Source organism: Spirosoma jeollabukense (assembly GCF_054777855.1).
Window position 1 is genome coordinate 87,388 of record NZ_BAAHAD010000010.1, and the last position, 19,628, is coordinate 107,015.

11 protein-coding genes are annotated in these 19,628 nt (G+C 48.6%); 6 read left to right on the forward strand and 5 right to left on the reverse strand.

All coding sequences use genetic code 11. From position 1 onward, the window contains the following. Window positions 1–40: 40 nt before the first annotated feature. The 4 genes from ACYVEA_RS26930 to ACYVEA_RS26945 form a co-directional block, all read right to left on the reverse strand. The gene (locus ACYVEA_RS26930; RefSeq protein ID WP_461116526.1) at window positions 41–1,045 is read right to left on the reverse strand and encodes an ABC transporter ATP-binding protein; all 1,005 of its coding nucleotides are present in this window, start codon (window positions 1,043–1,045) and stop codon (window positions 41–43) included. A gap of 12 nt (window positions 1,046–1,057) precedes the next feature. Continuing rightward, entirely contained in the window at window positions 1,058–2,149 is a 1,092-nt protein-coding gene (locus ACYVEA_RS26935; RefSeq protein ID WP_461116527.1) for a TFIIB-type zinc ribbon-containing protein, read from the reverse strand. Between the two features lie 29 nt (window positions 2,150–2,178). After that, window positions 2,179–3,159: an SPFH domain-containing protein gene (locus ACYVEA_RS26940; RefSeq protein ID WP_461116528.1), complete on the reverse strand. Its 981-nt coding sequence runs from the start codon at window positions 3,157–3,159 to the stop codon at window positions 2,179–2,181. Window positions 3,160–3,304: 145 nt separating this feature from the next. Further along, a complete protein-coding gene (locus tag ACYVEA_RS26945; RefSeq protein WP_461116529.1) occupies window positions 3,305–4,927 on the reverse strand; it encodes an NADP-dependent glyceraldehyde-3-phosphate dehydrogenase in 1,623 nt (540 codons plus the stop codon). Window positions 4,928–5,323: 396 nt separating this feature from the next. Here ACYVEA_RS26945 and ACYVEA_RS26950 point away from each other — a divergent pair, with 396 nt between their 5' ends. The 4 genes from ACYVEA_RS26950 to ACYVEA_RS26965 all read left to right on the forward strand — a co-directional run bounded on the left by ACYVEA_RS26950 (window position 5,324) and on the right by ACYVEA_RS26965 (window position 11,642). Beyond that, entirely contained in the window at window positions 5,324–7,471 is a 2,148-nt protein-coding gene (locus tag ACYVEA_RS26950; protein WP_461116530.1) for an aryl-sulfate sulfotransferase, read from the forward strand. A gap of 96 nt (window positions 7,472–7,567) precedes the next feature. Beyond that, window positions 7,568–8,488 (forward strand): hypothetical protein, encoded by a 921-nt coding sequence (locus ACYVEA_RS26955; RefSeq protein ID WP_461116531.1) that lies wholly within the window; start codon window positions 7,568–7,570, stop codon window positions 8,486–8,488. Window positions 8,489–9,255: 767 nt separating this feature from the next. Next, window positions 9,256–10,170, forward strand: coding sequence for an ABC transporter ATP-binding protein (locus ACYVEA_RS26960; protein ID WP_461116532.1), 915 nt, complete (start codon window positions 9,256–9,258; stop codon window positions 10,168–10,170). Window positions 10,171–10,319: 149 nt separating this feature from the next. Beyond that, window positions 10,320–11,642 carry an ABC transporter permease gene (locus ACYVEA_RS26965; RefSeq protein WP_461116533.1) on the forward strand — a complete coding sequence of 441 codons (1,323 nt, stop codon included), beginning with the start codon at window positions 10,320–10,322 and terminating at the stop codon, window positions 11,640–11,642. Window positions 11,643–11,719: 77 nt separating this feature from the next. Here ACYVEA_RS26965 and ACYVEA_RS26970 read toward each other — a convergent pair whose 3' ends face one another. Next, entirely contained in the window at window positions 11,720–14,674 is a 2,955-nt protein-coding gene (locus ACYVEA_RS26970; protein ID WP_461116534.1) for a TolB family protein, read from the reverse strand. Between the two features lie 323 nt (window positions 14,675–14,997). On the opposite strand from ACYVEA_RS26970, the gene ACYVEA_RS26975 reads away from it, so the two are divergent. Beyond that, the gene (locus tag ACYVEA_RS26975) at window positions 14,998–18,216 is read left to right on the forward strand and encodes a SusC/RagA family TonB-linked outer membrane protein (protein WP_461116535.1); all 3,219 of its coding nucleotides are present in this window, start codon (window positions 14,998–15,000) and stop codon (window positions 18,214–18,216) included. A gap of 6 nt (window positions 18,217–18,222) precedes the next feature. Continuing rightward, window positions 18,223–19,605: a RagB/SusD family nutrient uptake outer membrane protein gene (locus tag ACYVEA_RS26980; protein WP_461116536.1), complete on the forward strand. Its 1,383-nt coding sequence runs from the start codon at window positions 18,223–18,225 to the stop codon at window positions 19,603–19,605. Window positions 19,606–19,628: the final 23 nt, after the last annotated feature.

Sequence of the window (19,628 nt, forward strand, 5' to 3'; positions counted from 1 at the left end):
TATGTCTGCGCAAGCCCACCGAATACCAAATACCATAGACTTATCCCTTCAGTCTCCAAATTGCCCCATCCGTCAGCGATACACCTATACGCTGACCTGTCTCTAGGTCATCCCGCGTAGTTAGTAAGCGTAGTGATACGTAGCGCGACAAGTTTACCTCAATTTCATAGTGGCTTCCTTTAAAGTACACCGACCTGACTATAGCAGAAATACCTGTATCGTCGAGCTTAATTTGCTCGGGTCGGAGACAAACCAATTCTTCCGGAGTCACTACGTCCGAAAAGCCAAATAAAGGCAAATGCTTGGCTTTGAGAATGTTGACTGGGCCGGTCATGCGGGCAGCATAGGCCGTTGATGGTCGTCGGTAAACGTCTACTGGTGAGCCTAGTTGAATCAATTTCCCGTCGCGCAGAATCCCCAATGTATCGGCAATGGAGAGAGCATCGGTGGCATCATGGGTTACAAATAGGCAGGCTGTCGCCTGTGACCCGGTATTTTCATGACGAACCAGATCGAACAATAAATCCCGGACAATCAGCCGGTTTGGCAGGTCAAGATGGCTGAATGGCTCATCGAGCAGGAGCACAGCGGGTTTGTCGGCAATGGCTCGGGCAATGGCGGTACGTTGTTTTTCGCCCCCCGAAATCTGGCGCGGAATTCGGTCCTGAACGTCGGTCAAACGGCAGAGTTTAATCAATTGATTGACGCGAAAATCACGGTAACTTTTCTCGAAAAAACGGAGGGCATAATTTATATTTTCACGCACCGATACGTTCGGCATCAGTTGATACTCCTGATGCACCAACCGGATGTCGTCATGCCCCGGCACCAGTACTTCCGATGGTCCTTCAATCCGTTTGCCATTTAATTGCACCTCACCGGAATCAGCGTCGGCCAGTCCGGCCAGCAGATTTAGTAATGTACTCTTTCCTGAACCACTGGCACCGACGAGTGCCATAATGCGTCCCGGTTCGAGGGCGAGCGATACATTTCGGACGGCAGCGAGTGAGCCGTAGGCCTTTGTTAGCGTAGTGGCTTTGAGCAAATGAGGTAGTGATTATTTCTTTCCCAGCATGTAGAAAAGTAAAATTAATAAAAGGAAACCAAGCATTACTAATGTGATTTTAGCCGCTGATTTAGGCCGTTCGCCAGCAATGCGACCGGTTTGGCCGTTGACTAAAAATCGATAGGCTTTTCCGTTGTAAACGTACGCACAAATCCATAGAGGCAACAAAATGTGCTTGAACGTCTGGTTCGACAACTGAGTTGATACGTGTAGATTCCGCTGTACATTCCCACCCATTTCCGCTGCACAGGCCGCTTCCTCCCGATTGTGAATGTCGACTTCGGCCCGACGGGCGCTATCGGGCAAGTCGATGCTATAGACTTCGGCATCCCAGCCCAGCAGAAATCGCGGGTCGTAATCAACAACATCGGCCATATTATAGCTACTGGCTTCAGCTACGCTCTCTTCCTGATTGGCCAACTGTTTCGAGGCCATGATCAGAATGTCATCGTAAAAAGCAGCGTGCGATCCACTACGGGGTTCCCACCGAACGCGCTGTTCCTGCTGACGGACTGTGCCACCTTTGCCGTCAGGCACCTGAACGGATACGTAGTAATAAAATTCGGCTTCTCCCTGCCAGTTTGAATAGGCCTGCGCATCGAAGGTCCAGAACGGGATGTAAATACCCCGGAAATTATCGGGGATGGCCCCCGCTTTCAGATCGGAGGGAGCCAACCAGTCATCACCAACCCACGTTTTGAATCGCTCGATCGCCTGTTCCCGAGACAGCCGAAAAGGCAACACACCCGCCGGTTCGATCAGACGGGTCTTACGGGCCTCAGGGTTAACGTTCTTTGTGCCACAGAAGGCGCAGGTAATGGTTGGCACATCGGCGTTGGCCGTTGTTCTGGCTCCGCAATTGGGACAGTCGAATACAACTTTCTCTTCGGTAGGCGCATTTGGCAATAATTGGTTTTCGACCTGATACCCATGCAGGGGCCGTTCTTCCAGTTTCGTTTTTGTAAATGGAATGGCCTGCGTGTTGCCGCAATGGTCGCAACTTAACTGCTGTTTCTCGGCCGAGAACCGCATTTGCGAACCGCAGGTTGGGCAGGGAACCCGAAATAAATCGGTTGGTGGCATTACTGAAGAATATGAAGGAAAGGACCAACCTAAATTTTGGCTAATAGCTCCGCCTTTTTAGCCGCGAACTCGTCTTCGGTCAACACACCGGCGGTTTTGAGGTCGGCTAACTGTTTAAGCAACTCCATCGTTTTGGCTTTGTCATCAGCAGCGGGTTGTTGCGCGTTCTGAGCACTCGCGCCACCCATGAAGTTACCCAAACCGCCCATCAACACGGCCGCACCACCGGCACCCCCTTCTTCGGCGGCTTTTTCGAGCGATACCCCCGCCTGAAACTGCTGGAAGCGAGCCATGTCGCCAACCATGTTCATTTGAGTTGTTTTGTCCAGAAACGCTTCAACCTCGGGCGGCAGGCTGGTGTTTTCGATGTAAAAACGCGTCAGTTCCAGTCCATAAGCTGTAAAATCATCTTGTAGAATCGGACGCATTTTTTCACCCAATTCCTGATAGTTACGCGCCAGATCAAGAACCGAAATATTCGACTCGGCTACCGTATCCGAAAACTTGCTGACGATGGCGGTACGTAGCTGTTCTTCCAGGTCGCCGATGCGGACAACGGGCGTGGTGCCGCCGAACTCGTGGAGGAATTTGCCCCCATCGGTTACCCGTAGTGAAAACACGCCAAATGCCCGAACGCGTACTTGTTTAAATTCAGGGTCGCGGACGATGATCGGGTTTTGCGTGCCCCATTTCAGGTTCGTGAATTGTTTGGTGGACACGAAGTATACGTCAGCCTTGAAAGGCGATTCGAAGCCGTATTTCCACGACCGCAGCGTCGTCATAATGGGCATGTTCTGCGTCGTGAGTTCGTATCGACCGGGCGGATAAACATCCGCTACTTTGCCTTCATTCAGGAAAATGGCCATCTGCGATTCCCGGACTGTTAGCTGTGCGCCGTATTTAATGTTGTTTCCGTTATCGGGGAACTTATAAATAACCGTATCTGTGGAGTTATCCACCCAGTCGATTACTTCGACAAATTCATTGCGTATGAAATCAAAAAGGCCCATTGTTCAGGAATTGACAGGTTAGTGTTGATGAATGACTTATGTTAAACATACGAAAAAAGAAATGTATTGAACACAGAGGCACGGAGAACACAGAGTTTTAAATTGCTTTTGGCTCTGTGTTCTCCGTGCCTCTGTGTTCAATTATTTAGAATATAAAATTCGTGCTCAGGAATTCAGATTTGTGTTGACCAACGATGTCGTTCAGGATGCCCTTGTTAACATCGGTATCTTTGGTGGCCACGACGGTACGTATTGAAAAGGAACGCAGTGCATCCTCCACCGACAGCGTACCTTCCGCAGAATCCTTTCGGCCGGTAAACGGAAACGTATCGGGTCCACGCTGGCACTGCGCATTGATATTCACCCGACAAACCTGATTGACGAGCGGGTCGATTAACTCGGCAATCTGATCGGTATCCGTACCGAAAACGCTCACCTGCTGTCCGTAATCGGCCGTAATGAGGTAATCAATGGGTTGTTCGATGGAGTCGAAAGGCACCACCGGGATCACAGGGCCAAACTGTTCCTCGCGATAAAGCTTCATGCCTGCTTTAACCGGATAGACCACCGCCGGTTTGACCAGCGATTCTGACGCTAGCCCACCGCCCTCATTCATAACGGCCGCACCACCTTCTTCAGCTTCACGGATGCAATCGGCGAGGTAACCGGGCTTGGTTGGTTCGGGTAGGGGTGTAATCTGTACACCGGCATCCCACGGCATGCCGGGTTTCAGTTTACTTACTTCCGGGCTAAAGCGTTTCAAAAACTCGTCGGCGACAGAGCCATGTACCCAGATTATTTTGATCGCCGTGCATCGCTGCCCATTGAATGACAACGTACCTAACAAGCACTCCTTAACGGCTACGTCCAGGTCGGCATTGGGCAGAATAATCGCTGCGTTTTTGGCATCCAGACTCATAATGGACCGCAGTCGGTTGAGTTTAGGATGCTGGCGTTGCAGCTCATCGGCTACCCGGCTGGAACCAATCAGCGTGAGTACGTTAACTTTCCCTGACTTCATTACAGGTGGAATGACATTCGCCCCTCGCCCGTAGAGGGAGTTGACGACGCCCTTCGGAAAGCTGGTGCGGAAGGCTTCCAGTAGTGGGTAGTGGAGTAGGGAACCATGTTTCGGCGTTTTGAACAGGATCGTGTTTCCCATCAAAATACTCGGGATCAGGGTTGTATACGTCTCATTTAGCGGGTAGTTAAACGGACCCATTGCTAGTACAACGCCCATCGGCGACCGACGTATCTGGCCAATAATTCCCTCTTCAATGCGAAACCGTGAGCTGGCCCGGTCAATTTCCTTCAGCGCGTCAATCGTGTCATAGATATATTTCACTGTCCGATCAAATTCTTTGGTAGCATCGGCCAGATTCTTGCCTATCTCCCACATAATCAGGTTCACGACCAGCTTCTTCTGCTCGAGCATTTTACCGATAAAGACTTCCATACATTTGATCCGGTCAGCAACCGACATGGTTGGCCATTCGCCCCGGCCATTATCATAAGCCGCCACCGCAGCCTCTAATGCTTCAACAGCTTCATCAGGACCCGTGACTGGGAAACTGCCTACCAGTTTACGTTGTAGCGTACCATCGGCGGCAGGTATACAAATTGGTGAGTACACTTCGGAAACGGGACCATCCCATTGCCGCATTTCGCCATTGATGAGGTATTCGCGCTGGTGAATCGGTTGGATACGGTATTCGGCTGGAATTTGGTCTTCGGTTGGAAAGAGTGCAGTAAGCTGTGGATTGTTCATAACAGAGAAAATGGCTTATAAAAAGAACGGGGCAAACGTCGCCATTCGCAGAACGAAATCCAACCCGGCCAGAAACAAAATTCGCAGATTTTTCGATGCTGAATTGCCAGAATACCCTTGCTTTTGCAAAGTAAAAAAGACCCTATAGTCGATCAGTTCTATTAGGTATAAGAACTCTATAGATATTAACTACTTTGTTTAATAGAGACACATTTTTTATACTTATTATATAAAAATATTCTTTTTTTACATAAAAGTAAGTTGTTAATGATGCTACGTTAGTTTATTATTGCCACGTATTAGGCACTTTTAATGCATATCTACGAGGGATTTAGGTAATCGTGCATTGTTTATTAAACGGTAGAGACACTTTCATGCTAAACGCTTTTGAAGACGATGAAAAGACAAATATTTAAGCTTTCTGTCTGGCTGCTTATAGCTCTTGCCGGGTATCATCAAATGAATAGTAAAGCTGGCATTCCAGCTACAAAGACTAACGCTGAGAATCATACTTCTTGGCTATCTTCAGAAAAGGTAACTTTAGTGTCTAAGGGGAATCGTATAGTAAAAACACTTGGCGTAGCCTTTTCATCAAAAAAAGCTACCACGCCTAATTTATCGCCTACTGTTCTGATGAATGATCTGAATTTCAATTCAGCATCGACGGGTATCCCGCGTGATTTCTTGGTAACCATTAACGAAACCAATAACAATCCTACATCCGGAGTAATTTCTTTTCGAGTTTTCAAGCTATCCGCTTTTACAATCGCCTACCCTACCAATAGCGGGACTTCCAACGTGTATCCTGGAGTCACCAATTCGAATAGTGATTGGGATTTTTCGGAAACTAGCAATTATATTACGGTTACAAGTAAGGCGGGAATTGTCATTGGGGCTAATAATAACAAAGTGGTAGGGTTTAGTATTACTCGTAAAACGGGCGTACCTGAACATACCCAACAAAATATAACCGCGTCGATCCTGGCTGGTTCGGGTGGTGAACAGGAAACATCTGATAATATTACTGGAGTTAAAGTCAACGCTACTAATACGCCTTCCCCGTTAGTATTCACTATTGCCGCTGATTCGATCAAATTGAATCCTTACGGATACACACCTTTGTCAGCACTGGTTAATTACTCGGTATCGGCAGTGGGGAAAACGTTTATTAGTGTCCGTGGTAAACATGGCAAGATTACGTATGTAGAGCATCTCTTTAATGATACTGGTTTACAGCACTCAATACCATTGATTGGCCTATATGCTAATTATGCCAACACCGTTGATATTCGTGTCGTTGGTGCAAGTGGCGATACGCTGGCGAAAAGTACTATTACTGTGCAAACAGGCGGTTTGCCGCCTAGTATGCCAACTTCTATTGTAGCCGCACCTTTTGATGAAACAAAAGTCGCTCCAGGATTAATTCTAGTGAGCAACTACAGTGTTGGTGCCCCGCATACTCCCTTTTTTATGGACGCGTACGGCGAAATTCGTTGGGTAATGGATTACCGCTCTCATCCTCAGTTGAATATACTAAATTTTGAAGACGGTATTAGTCGCCTGAGAAATGGTAATTTCTTTTTTGGAGACAGCAGATCGCAAGCAATTTATGAAATTGATTTATTGGGTAAAGTGCTCAACAGTTGGAATGTTAGTGCTACAGGTTATACATTTCATCACGAAGTTAGCGAAAAACCGAATGGCAATTTCTTATTAAACGCTAACAAGCCTGGTAGTACGTATAAAGATGGGGTCAGTCCGACTGTTGAGGATTTTGTCATAGAAATTGATCGACAAAGCGGCAGCCTCTCAACTGTGTGGGATTTGAAAGAATCGCTCGATGAAACGAGAACTAACCTGACAAGTCCTGATGGCGTTCAACCGGCCAGTGACTGGTTTCATGGTAATGCCGTTGAGTACGATTCAACTGATAATACCATCATGGTATCAGGGCGTACACAAGGCTTGGTAAAGCTAGATTATACGAATCATGTTAAATGGATTCTGTCGGCCCACGCGGGTTGGAAAACAAACCGACGTGGCGAAGACTTAAACCAGTTCCTGTTGAAACCTCTTGACGTTACTGGTAATCTGATTACCGACGCGGGTGTGATTGCTGGCACAACCGTTACCCCTGATTTTGAGTGGAACTGGTACCAGCACAACATTACGCAATTGCCCAATGGGGATAAGATGATATTTGATAATGGATCAGTACGGGAGTTTAATCCGTCTGCGGCTAAATATAGCCGAGCGGTAACGTATAAAATTGACCCGATAAACCTGACTGTTCAGCAAACCTGGACGTATGGTAAAGAGCGAGGAACCGAAACGTATTCAAAAATTATTAGTAGTGCCCAGTTTCTACCCACCAATAATCACATAGTCTTTGGGCCAGGTTATCAAGTACTAAATACAAACGGGCAGGGAGGCAAAGTTGTCGAAATAGATTTCGCTACTAAACAGGTCGTGTCAGAAATAAGTATTTCATCGACTAATCAATTCGGGTTTCACCGGGCTAAAAAAATAAGTGCTTATCCCTAGTGTCTCTACTCCTTTATCCAGATCCTAAAACGAGTGAATCATCTAACAACTGATAATTCTGACGGAGTCAGAATTATCAATCAAATCAAAACCAGCATGAAAACTTCTTCACTTCTCTATAAAGCCCTGTTGCTGATTAGCTTTTTAGGTTTGCAATCAATACCCGCTGCCTTTGCACAGGATGTATCGATTAACATTATTAGTGTTCCTGCTACGTTGCCTTTAAGTACAACTGGTGTAATCCAAGTCGATCTTTGCAATACGGATCCCACGAATACAAGTGCCCCAGTTGGCCAACTCCGACCTCAGATTTCAGTTGCGTCGAACGTAGCCATACTTGGTGTAACCAATATAGATGGAAGCCCACTGACAAATTTTGCCGTTTTGTCAAATACTGGCCAAACAATTAGCCTATCCAATACGGTTCCGTTAGCCAATTCTAACTGTATAACGTTTAATGTAATAGTTCGGGGTGCTGTTCTAGATCAACCTGGTAGCGTTGGCGATGTGGTGGCTTCACTCGACTCTCAGACATCGAACAATAAAACGTTCAACGATAATAGTATTAGTTCAGTGGCTGTCATTGCTAACCCAGGCCCGGATTTAGTACCAATTATTTTTGCTCTGCCTTCCTTAACCTACGGTACTTCCTCAATTAGTGTAGTAGTCAATGTGCTGGAATTGAATTCAGTAGCTTCCAATGAGATAATAACCGTTAAGCTTGCTCGAGATAGTCGACTTGTTTTGAACTTTGATCCACTTGCAGGCTTAATAGGAGGTCGTCCAGTGCAGAATAGCGCCTGGAACTTTGATGATTCGGATGCTGACTTTTATGTACTAACCAGTAAGCAGATATTCCCTGCTCTTGGCAGGATGTCATTTGGGTTAAATGGGGTAATCAGTCCTGGTAATACAACTGGGGTCTTTAGTATCGGCTCTGTTGTTGCCGCTAGTATGGGTGAGCTTAATATTTCAAATAATGGTGATGCTGAGGTGATTCACTATTTCAATAAGTAAGATTCATTAATATAGGAATTGTGCTATCTATTGAACTTTAGGCAATATTCACAGCATAATTCGCTCGCTTGCAATGCATACTTACAATCCAGCTAATCTAAAAGAAAACATGTTTCTTTGGATTGGCTGGATTTCTCTGTTAACTTAATTCAAATAGCTTCCAAATAATGTTTGCCTTTAGGCTATTATAGTGGTTATTAATATTGATTGTTTTTGTCAAGTATTTGATATGTAGTAGATTAAGTGTCAAGTCTGATTTGTATTGAATAATGGCTTATAAGCTTAATTTCTGCTGAATGCTAAATCTTGAGGAAAGTAGTAATTCTATAACTTGAGTTGGTCGTGTAATTGCTTGGCCTCTGGAATTCGCTAACTCATGTATCAGCTAATATGAAACTAAATCTACCTGCCATTTATCAGTAGCTCAAGTTAGATTTTTAATTAAAGCAATTGGTACAAGTATAATGGCTGGGCGTACTCAACAACTGTTCGAGCTACGCATATTCTACAGTCACGGACCTGATTCGCTCAACTGCGGAAGTCCTGGGTATATTACTGGAATTATATTTTATACGTATGAGATTCGTACAACTGAGATCACTGTTGTATGCGTCAATAACGTATCGGTCATAACCGAAGAAGCTCGGCCCCTTTTTTATGACCGTTTGAAAGGCCGATTGACAGTTCATCCGTAAATTGTTGGTGTTCTGTAACAAATGCCTGTAGTTTGGGTCTAGTGAACGTTACCAACCGTTAACCTAAACTAAATGAACATACTCGAAACCCATCACATTGTTAAACAATACGCTGAACATCGTGCTTTGGACGACGTAAGTCTGTCTGTTCCTCAGGGCTGTATTTTTGGTTTACTTGGCCCCAACGGTGCGGGGAAAACCTCACTCATTCGCATTATCAACCAGATTACGGCTCCCGACTCGGGGGAGGTGCTTCTGGGTGGCGAACACCTGAATCCCAGCCACATCAAACGTATTGGCTACCTGCCCGAAGAGCGGGGATTGTATAAAAAAATGAAGGTTGGCGAGCAACTGCTGTATCTCGCTCAGCTCAAGGGACTGACCGAAAAACAGGCGATGGATAAACTGAAAACGTGGTTTATCAAGTTCGACATCAAAACGTGGTGGAACAAGCAGGTCGAAGATCTCTCCAAAGGCATGCAGCAGAAAGTGCAGTTTGTGGCCACGGTCATGCACGAGCCCGATCTGATCATTCTGGATGAGCCGTTCTCCGGTTTCGACCCAATCAATGCCAACCTCATCAAAGACGAGATTCTGGAACTACGCGATAAGGGCAAGACGATTATTTTCTCGACTCACCGCATGGAATCCGTTGAGGAACTTTGCGATTATATCGCGCTCATCAACCGCTCGCATAAAGTGCTTGATGGCTCCAAGCGGGCGATAAAAGAGCAGTTCAAAACCCATACGTATCACGTTGAGTACAAAGGCGAAATTGTTGATCTGCCGCCCGCCTTCGACGTATTGAACACCCTGACGACGGACGACGGTTTCCTTCGGACCAATATCAAAATTCCACCCGATGCCGCAGCAAATGACCTTATTCGTTACCTGCTCGACCGGGTAGCTGTCCGGTCATTTGGCGAGAATATCCCCAGCATGAACGATATTTTTATCCAGACAGTCGGCGAGGTGCCAACGACCTAAGGGCGAAAGAGCGAAAGGTGAATGAGCGAAAATTTAAGCCCGATTCTCTTTCGCACCGCTTCGGCGGCCCGATTTCGCCTTTAGGTCGTTGGCTTCGCTCTTTCACTCATTCGCTCCGCTTTGGCGGTCCGATTTCACTCTTTAGAATTATGCATACAATATTTCTCATTATCAAGCGCGAGTACCTGGTACGGGTGCGCAAAAAGTCGTTCATCATCATGACAATTCTGGGACCAGTGCTGATTTTTGGCTTCTATGCCATCATCGGCTGGGCGGCTGTCAGCTCAATGAACCAGAAGAAAATTGAAGTAGTCGACGAAAGCGGACGATTTGCCGGTAAGTTCAAAAACGATGACGAAACCGTCTATTCCTTCCCAAACAAGTCGCTGGCTGCCGCTAAGAAATCGTTTGTTAAAGATGGTTATAATGCCCTGGTATTCATTCCAAAGGACGTAATAGAACGGCCCAAAACCGTCCAGATTTTCGCCGAAAAAAGCGTTAGCCTATCCATGCAGAGTAAGATTGAGCGGGCTATCTCGAAGGAAATTGAAACCATTAAGTTAGAACAGGCCGGTATTACACAAAAAATTATTCAGGATGCCAAAGTTAACGTTGACGCCCAGACAATCAGCCTGAGCGATGCAGGCGAAAAGAGCAGCAACGGGATCGCCACCACCATCATCAGCGGATTCTGTGCCTTACTCATTTACATCTCTGTGCTCATTTACGGAACCCAGGTGATGCGGGGCGTAATGGAAGAAAAAACCAGCCGTATTGTCGAGGTTATTATCTCATCGGTGAAGCCGTTTCAGTTGATGCTGGGTAAAATTATTGGCGTAGCCCTGGTGGGTCTGACGCAGTTTTTGCTCTGGATCGTCTTGACGGTCGGGCTGATAACCGTAGGATCAACAATAATGGGGCAGAAAGAAACGGCGCAGTCGGCTATGACGGCCCGCATAAACGGCATGCCGGGTGGGCAGGATGTTCAGAGTAAGATGGCTACGGCTAAAAATCCCGTTGCCGACGTGATGGCCGCCATTGGAACACTTAACATTCCGCTAATTGTAGCCTGTTTTCTGTTCTATTTCTTGGGGGGCTATTTGCTCTACAGTGCCTTGTTTGGTGCGGTGGGTGCCGCTGTTGACAGCGAGACCGAGACACAACAGTTTATGTTTCCGATCATGATGCCCATTATTGCCGCCATTGCCTTCGCCCAAATCGCCGTTCGCGACCCCGACGGCCCCTTAGCGTTCTGGACGTCAATTATTCCGTTTACCTCGCCGGTAGTCATGATGGTACGTATTCCCTTTGGTGTTCCCGGCTGGCAACTGGCATTATCGATGGTATTGCTGGTCCTGGGCTTCGTTGGTACTACGTGGATAGCCGCCCGAATTTACCGTGTTGGTATCCTGATGTATGGCAAGAAAACCTCCTTCCGGGAATTAGCGAAGTGGGTGTTCTACAAGGGGTAAGTGGCATAGGGCATGGGGGGTGGGCATAGGGTAAAAAGCACAATTCCCTATGCCCAACCCCCCATGCTCTATGCCATTTAAAACCCAATGTCTATCACCAGCGGCTGCACCAGCCATTGGTGCGTGGTGACGTTGTAGATCGTGCGGAAACCAGCCTCGAAAGGAGTACGAAGTCGAAGTGTGTTGAAGACAAACGATACGTCGAGTCCCGTAGTCTGATACGTACGGCGCTGGGTTTCATAACCACGTAATCGACCGAATACATCGCGAACTTCTACTGAACTTTGGCCCTGCGACATATCATAGAAACCATTTGCCTTGATGCGTTGAACATAGAGCCATCGTCCCAATGACCAATGGGTATCGGCGATGGGTAACCTGTATTCGACACTACCTGCCTTGATCTGGTCGTCAGCGATGTAGAGCTGGCCACGGGGATAAAATACGATGGCACTGAATTGATACGTTCCCTGCGCCTGCTGCTGATAGCCTCCCCGCAGCCGCAGGGAATGATGTTTCGCCAGTCCGGGGAAATAAACGTTTGCCTGAACGCCCCATTGCTCCGCGTTTAGTCTACCACCAAAGGGTGTATTTCGATACGTAGCGGATAGAGACTGACCCCAGCGGGGTGCTACGTCTCGTTTGCTTTGGCGGAGAAACCGCGAATAACTAATCCCGTACGTAAGCGCATTCACCGATCCCTGACTGCCTACGTCCGATACGTACCGGAAGGGTAAGTCATAGCCCGTTACGTGCAGGTAATTGTAATAAGCCGACAGACTGATTCCCTGAATGTATTTAGAATTAGTCAGTTGCAGCGGTACTCGAAAGCCAGCCGTGAGCTGGTCATACTGCCAGCGATCCGTGCGCAGGCTGTCAAGTGGCAGGGCTCGGTCGATATAGAGGGACGTACTACGTGTGCCGTGCTGAAAACTGAGGTCAAGAATGGGGAAAAGACCCTGATAACTCAACAGGGCGTAGGCATTCCCCACCCGTTCAGATTGGTTGTAGGTATAGCCAACGCCAATCTGGGTCGTACTTAGCAAATCCTGCGACGTTAACCCCACCGACAGCGCTTGTCCTGTACTGGCAACCGTTGGACCCCAGCTATACACATTTATAGCATTCGGCAGGCGCCGAAAACGACTGGGTGTATACGTTGTCATCGTGCCGGCAGCCGAGTCGGAGGATAGGATTTTACGACCCACTGCCCCCCCCGGTTCCAGTTTTGGCAACGCACCGAAGTAACGTAGTGGTTGCTCCTGAGCGGGTTCCGTTACGGGTTTCCAGTCCGCGGGATTCAGCGGCATGTCGGCGATGCGATAACCCGTTGCCGAAAAATCCTCAAACGCTAATCGTGTCCCCGAGGGGGAAACTGCTGCGTGATAGGCCGCCAACGGTCGTGAGGTAACCTGAAAAACCTGTTTTGATGTAATGTCGACTGCATACAGATTATCAATGCCTGACCGGGGTGAATTATACAAAACGTACTTACCCCAAGGCTGCGGATTACTGATGTTTTCGTTAACAGAGGGCAAAAGATCAGTATGCGTAGCTAATTCGGTATCAATACGCTGAATTGTTTTCCGGCCATCTTTAAGGATGACGACCAGGAACGTTTTGCTGTCTTCGTACCAGCGCGGATGCTGATAAAACACATTGTCGGGATTGGCTAAAGCGTTTAGAATCCTGCCCGTTTTGGCGTCGAGTATCAGCAAACGTACTTTATAGCGATCAGTATTGTCAACGACGACGAGTTTTGTATTGTCGGGGGATAAGGCCGCAACGGTGTACCGGGCGCGGTGCGTTAACCGGGTAAGTTTACCGGTCTTAATGTCGAGTAGTCGGATGTTCGAATAAATCCGCTGGCCCCAGCGCGGGTCATAGCCGTATTCAATCCAGCAGACTTTGGCAGACGTAGCAGAAAGCAGTCCCGGATCGTTGGTAAATCCCTGAACGAAGGTCTGCTTTTCGCGTTGGTCTTTCCCCAGAATCACCAATCTTGGCGTATCGCCCAGGCCACTTTTTACGCAGAGAACCGTAGAGTCAGTCAGAAATTGCGGATGCTGGTAATTGGTGAATACTGGCCGCCGTGGATTCGGTCGCTGAGACTGCTGTTTTTCTGCATTGACGGAGAACGTAGTGGCGGGTGTGATGTTCAGACTTCCCTGCTGTTTCTGCCATGTTTCCACTAGATCGTCCATCGTTTTTCGATACAGCTCTTCGGTTCTTAGCCCGGTTTCCTCCCTGATGCTGGCCGAAAAGGCAAAGGGGAACGGCCACCGCCGGTAGTTGCGATTCAGGACGCGGCTCCACACATCGGGGCCATAGGTACGTTTGAGGTAAGTCGTCAGGAAATAACCCAGCACGTAGTGATTCGGTACGTTGTCGCGAAATGAACCACCAACCGCCTTCGGATAATCGAATTGTTTTCCCGCCAGCAGATTCGCCCGCATGCCCAGATCGAAGTTCGGAATCCGGCCGCGTCCGCTGTTGCTTAATAACGTTTCATTACTAACCGCATCGCCTTCTGCGAACCAGTCGGGTACCGTTAGTAAAGGAAATTCCAGGCCCACACTGCCCAGTAAAGTATAAAGAACTCGCCCATATCCTTGCAGCGCTTTGTCATTCTGAACAACGTGCCGGTATTCATGGACAGCCAGCAGATCGAGCCAGTTCAATGTACCCGACAGATTGGGGTCCTGCGGGGCTACGGCATAAAACTCCGACCGACGTGGAAACAACGTAACGAATCCATTGCTGTTAGTTGTCTGATTCTGAAGCAGTACCGAAATAGGCCGGGGCTGTTTCCCGAGTGATGCACTGGCGGGTTCGTACAGACTTTCGAGCCGATTGGCGGTGCGCTGAGCCGTTGAGTCGAACCCGCGGGGATAAAGCACGCTAAAATGGGGAGTGGTCAGCCGGTACCAATGCAGACTTGCCGGATTTTGAGAAAGGATAGGTAAGCTTTGGGCCGTGCCTGTTAGCGCAACAAGCAGGAGTAGCGCCGTAAAATTGTGTCTTCGTAACATGCGGTATCAAAGTACGAAGTTTTTTTGAAATCTGATTATTGCCGCGCCGGATGTACATGAATCAAATAGGCTTTATTAAAGTATATAGAGTGACTATAGATACTTGAAAATTTGGTATTTTGGTGAGAAAATCCTTAATTATTAAGATATAAGAAAGACTGTTCTGTAAAATGTTAAAAATTGATTAATCAAATAGTAATAGCAATAAACCTAGACTGATGGAATGTCGGTAATATTGTAAGTTGCCTGGTTGCACGGGAAAGTTATAGGCAGTTCTGTTCACCAAAGGCCCACAAATAGTACTCAAACTAAATTAGCTTACTATGTATTTTTCGCTACCAGATTCTACCCAAAAAGGGTATAGACGATGGTTGCTGATGAGTCTGTTTATCCTAACAGCTCAACTCAGCCATGCTCAAACAACGATCACCGGTACAGTGACAGACGGTGCCAACGGCGATGTGCTGGCCGGTACAACGGTGCAGGTCAAAGGTACCAACGTTGGTGCTACCAGCGACGCGCAGGGTAAGTACCAGATTAGTTTACCCGCAACGGGAAAAATACTGGTTTTCTCGTTTATCGGTTACCAGCCGCTCGAAATCGCCGTAGGGAATCGGAGCGTAGTAAATGCGCAATTAACCGCTACCGACAATGCGTTGAGTGAGGTTGTCGTGGTGGGATACGGGGTGCAGAACCGACGCGATATAACGACAGCCATTGGGTCGGTAAAAGCAAAAGATCTGGCGAACCAGCCCGTAGCCAGCTTCGATCAGGCACTGGCCGCTAAAATTGCCGGGGTGCAGGTTTCGCAAACGTCGGGCGCGCCGGGTGCCGCTTTATCCATCCGCGTACGGGGAACTGGTTCGATTAGCGCGGGTAATGATCCGTTGTATGTTATTGACGGTATTCCGCTTTCCCGGGATACAAAATACGCGACCGGTAGCACGAACACGCAGTTTCCCGACAACCCGATCAACGTGATGAGTACGATAAACACCGATGACATCGAAAGCATTGAGGTGCTGAAAGATGCGTCGGCATCGGCGATTTACGGGTCACGTGGTTCAAATGGGGTTGTGCTATTGACAACCAAACGCGGTAAAGAAGGCAAAACTCTCGTAAGTTATGATTCGTATGTGGGGGTGCAGCAGGTGACGAAAAAAATTGACCTGCTCGATGCCTATCAGTACTCTCAACTGAGTTACGAGGCCAAAAACAACGCTTACATCGACCGGAATCCGACGGGAAAACCAACCGATTCGAACACGATCCGGAATGCGGGCGTGGGCGCACCAAGTACGCTGATTCAGCCCGAAATCGTGCCCTACCTTTCCGGTACGCCCGGCCTGACCAATACCGACTGGCAGGATGCTATTTTTCGCTCGGCAACTATCCAGAATCATACCTTGTCTATTTCGGGCGGTAAGGACAACGTTAAATACTACGTATCCGGTAACTACCTCAACCAGCGGGGTGTCGTAATCAGTTCCGGTTTTAAGCGCTATGGTGCTCGCGCTAACGTTGAAGTTAAAGTTGGCAAATTAACGGCGGGTATCAACCTCAATCCAACGTATTCGTACCATGACCTGGTGAAAGCTGAAGGGCCTTATCTGGGCGAGGGCGTGGTGGGGCTGGCCTTGCAGTCGGCTCCTATTTTCCCGGTCTACAATGCCGACGGTACGTATAATTTTGGGAACAATGGCTGGGGGTATGGGGCTACGTCGATTCTGAATCCGGTAGCCATTGCCAATCAGGTCAGTGATAAAATGAGCCAGTTGCGCGTACTCGGAAACGTATATGCGCAGTATAACATCACGAAAGATTTATCATATCGACTGAGCCTGGGTACCGATATCAATACGTTCCAACGGGATTATTACCGGCCATCGACGCTCGAAATTCGCGATCGGAAAGGTCCTTCGACCCCAACAGGCTTTTCCAGATCCCAGAACTTCGTAGACTGGCTGGTTGAAAACACCCTGAACTACAACCATTCGTTCGGGCTGCATACCGTTTCAGCGCTGGCGGGCTTCTCTTCGCAGAAAGATCGTCGGGTAGCGAACGAACTCACGGCCACCAACTTCCCGAACGATCTGGTGTACACGCTCAACGCGGGTCAGGTTTCGTCGGGTAGTTCCGACGTTCAAGAGTGGTCGTTGCTGTCGTACCTGGGTCGGGTTCAGTATGATTATAACGGAAAATACCTGCTGTCGGCAGCTGTACGGGCCGACGGATCATCGCGCTTCGGACGTAATAACCGCTATGGATATTTCCCCTCGGTGTCGGGCGGCTGGAATCTATCGCAGGAGTCCTTCCTGAAACCCGTTACGTGGCTGAGTGATCTGAAACTGCGGGCCAGTTATGGCTTAACGGGTAATTTCCAGATTCCAAATTATGGTTCGGTGAGTCTGCTCAACTACCAGAACTACGTTCTTGGTAATGAGACAATTGTGAGCGGGCTGGCGCCGGGCAACTCGGCTAATGACAAGCTGAAATGGGAAAAAACGGCCATGTTCGACATCGGTTTCGATGTGAGTTTCTTCCGCAACCGCCTGAATTTGACCGTCGATTATTACAATGCCAACACGTCTGATCTGCTGCTGAACGTACCCGTGCCGCGGGCGTCGGGCTTCAGCACCGAATTGCAGAACATCGGTAAAGTAAACAACCAGGGGATTGAGTTTACTGTAGGGACGCATCAAACGTTTGGCCGGTTCCGGTGGGATGCCAGTGCGAACATCGCTGCCAACCGCAACAAAGTGATCGCGCTCGGGCCTTCCGGTGATCCCATTATTGTTGCGGGGGGGGTTGCCGGAGCGCAGTTCATCACGCAGATTGGCCACCCGATCGGTGAATATTACACGATGATCAATGACGGCGTCTTTAAAAATCAGGCCGAAATTGATGCCTATCCCCATACGGCGACCACCCGTCCCGGTGATTTTAAATTTCGCGACGTTGCTGGTGGGCCAGATGGAAAACCAGATGGGAAAATTGATTTCAACAGCGACCGGACCATTACGGGTAGCTACTTTCCGAAGTACACGTTTGGGTTTACCAACAACTTCGCCTATCGGGGCTTCGACCTGAGCTTTGCCATTCAGGGTGTTCAGGGGCATAAAATCCTGAATCTGCTACGTCGGTACGTGTATAATATGGAGGGGAATGGCAATCTGTTCAAAGGCGCACTGGATCGCTGGCAATCGCCAGAAAATCCGGGCAATGGCCTGGTTAACCGGGCGAACCGTCTGGCTTCGGGCTCAAACGGCGAAATCTCGACCTGGCATATCGAAAGCGGCTCCTACGTCCGTATTCGTACCATCACGCTGGGGTATACCCTCCCAACAGCCTTGCTGCAGAAGCTGCGTCTGAGCCGGGCGCGTATCTACGTGACCACCCAAAATCCGTTTACGTTTACCAAATACCTGGGCTACAATCCTGAGGTAAACAGCCGCCCCGACAGCGCATTATCGTCGGGCGAGGATTATGGTACGTATCCGCTGCCCCGTACTACGTCGGTTGGTCTAAACTTATCTTTCTAAACAGCCATGAAAAAAATAACGATACTTTTTGCGGCCATCCTGGGCCTGACCGCCTGCCAGAAAGATTTTCTGGACCTGAAACCTCTGTCGCAGCCGAACGTCGATAATTTTTATAAAACCGCCAATGATTTTGGTAACGCGGTTAACGGGGCGTACGACGCCTTGCAAAGCCCGAACCAGTATGGTGGCGATTATAACACGATTATTGAGACCCGAAGCGACAATGTGCTCGACAATGATCCATCATCGGGTTCGGGTTTGCGGTATAACATTGATCGCTTCATCGAGCCAACGACCAATAGCGTTCTGCGCGATACGTGGGGTAGTTTGTACACCGGCATCAATCGCTGTAATCTGATCCTGGACAAGATTGACGCCGTCCCGATGGACGCTACGCTGAAAGCGCGCTATAAAGGGGAAGCGCAGTTCATTCGGGCACTTTCGTACTTTAACCTGGTACGTTTGTGGGGCAAAGTACCGCTCGTGTTGACGGCTGGTACGACGACGGACGCCCGGTCGTATTCGCGTAACGAGATAACGGATATTTATGCTGCCATCGAAAAAGACCTGACGGCGGCTGCGGCTGGTTTGCCCGTTAGCTACACCGGTAACGACGTTGGCCGGGCAACCTCCGGAGCCGCCAAAGGCTTGCTGGGTAAGGTCTACGTGACAGAAAAGAAATATGATCTGGCGGTGAATACGTTAAAGGATCTGGTAAACAGCACTACGTATCAGTTACTCCCTAACATTGCCGACGTATTCCTCGTGACCAATAAAAATAACGCCGAGCTTCTATTTTCGGTGAAGTTCAAAAAAGGCGGTTTGCTAGGGGAAGGACACGGGTCGTGGTTCGGCACCAGCATTGGCGATCCTATCGAGCCGTCGTTGCGGGCCGCTTATCCAGCGGGTGACAAACGGCTACCATTAACAGTGATGATCCCGGTGCCTACCAGTATCAATTCTGTGCCGAGGAAGTATTACGACGAACTATCGGCAACGAGCGACGTAGGAAACGATTTTCCGGTGCTACGTTATGCCGACGTCTTATTGTTATATGCCGAAGCGTTGAACGGCGTTGGTTATCAGGCGGGTGGCGAAGCCTTTACTGTGCTGAATCGGGTGCGGACCCGGGCGGGTGTTGCCAATTATACAGCAGCTCAGCTTGCTACGAAAGAAGCGTTCCAAACGGCGGTAATAAACGAACGTCGCCTGGAGTTGGCCCTGGAGAGCGACCGGTGGTTTGATCTGATACGTACTGGAACTGCGGTTGCCGCCATCAAAGTGACGGGAATTACGATGCCCGATTACCGCGTCGTTTACCCAATCCCACAGTCAGAGATTGACGTGTATAATAACAAGACTACGTTCCCCCAGAATGCCGGATATTAATGCTACCGCCGGGGTTTAATTTA

What these genes read in the sequence shown, in the direction of transcription:
- ACYVEA_RS26935 (WP_461116527.1), bottom strand. Translation starts at nt 2,149, where the DNA reads ATGCCACCAACCGATTTATTTCGGGTTCCCTGCCCAACCTGCGGTTCG.
- ACYVEA_RS26965 (WP_461116533.1), top strand. Translation starts at nt 10,320, where the DNA reads ATGCATACAATATTTCTCATTATCAAGCGCGAGTACCTGGTACGGGTG.
- ACYVEA_RS26940 (WP_461116528.1), bottom strand. Translation starts at nt 3,159, where the DNA reads ATGGGCCTTTTTGATTTCATACGCAATGAATTTGTCGAAGTAATCGAC.
- ACYVEA_RS26975 (WP_461116535.1), top strand. Translation starts at nt 14,998, where the DNA reads ATGTATTTTTCGCTACCAGATTCTACCCAAAAAGGGTATAGACGATGG.
- ACYVEA_RS26980 (WP_461116536.1), top strand. Translation starts at nt 18,223, where the DNA reads ATGAAAAAAATAACGATACTTTTTGCGGCCATCCTGGGCCTGACCGCC.
- ACYVEA_RS26950 (WP_461116530.1), top strand. Translation starts at nt 5,324, where the DNA reads ATGAAAAGACAAATATTTAAGCTTTCTGTCTGGCTGCTTATAGCTCTT.
- ACYVEA_RS26970 (WP_461116534.1), bottom strand. Translation starts at nt 14,674, where the DNA reads ATGTTACGAAGACACAATTTTACGGCGCTACTCCTGCTTGTTGCGCTA.
- ACYVEA_RS26955 (WP_461116531.1), top strand. Translation starts at nt 7,568, where the DNA reads ATGAAAACTTCTTCACTTCTCTATAAAGCCCTGTTGCTGATTAGCTTT.
- ACYVEA_RS26960 (WP_461116532.1), top strand. Translation starts at nt 9,256, where the DNA reads ATGAACATACTCGAAACCCATCACATTGTTAAACAATACGCTGAACAT.
- ACYVEA_RS26945 (WP_461116529.1), bottom strand. Translation starts at nt 4,927, where the DNA reads ATGAACAATCCACAGCTTACTGCACTCTTTCCAACCGAAGACCAAATT.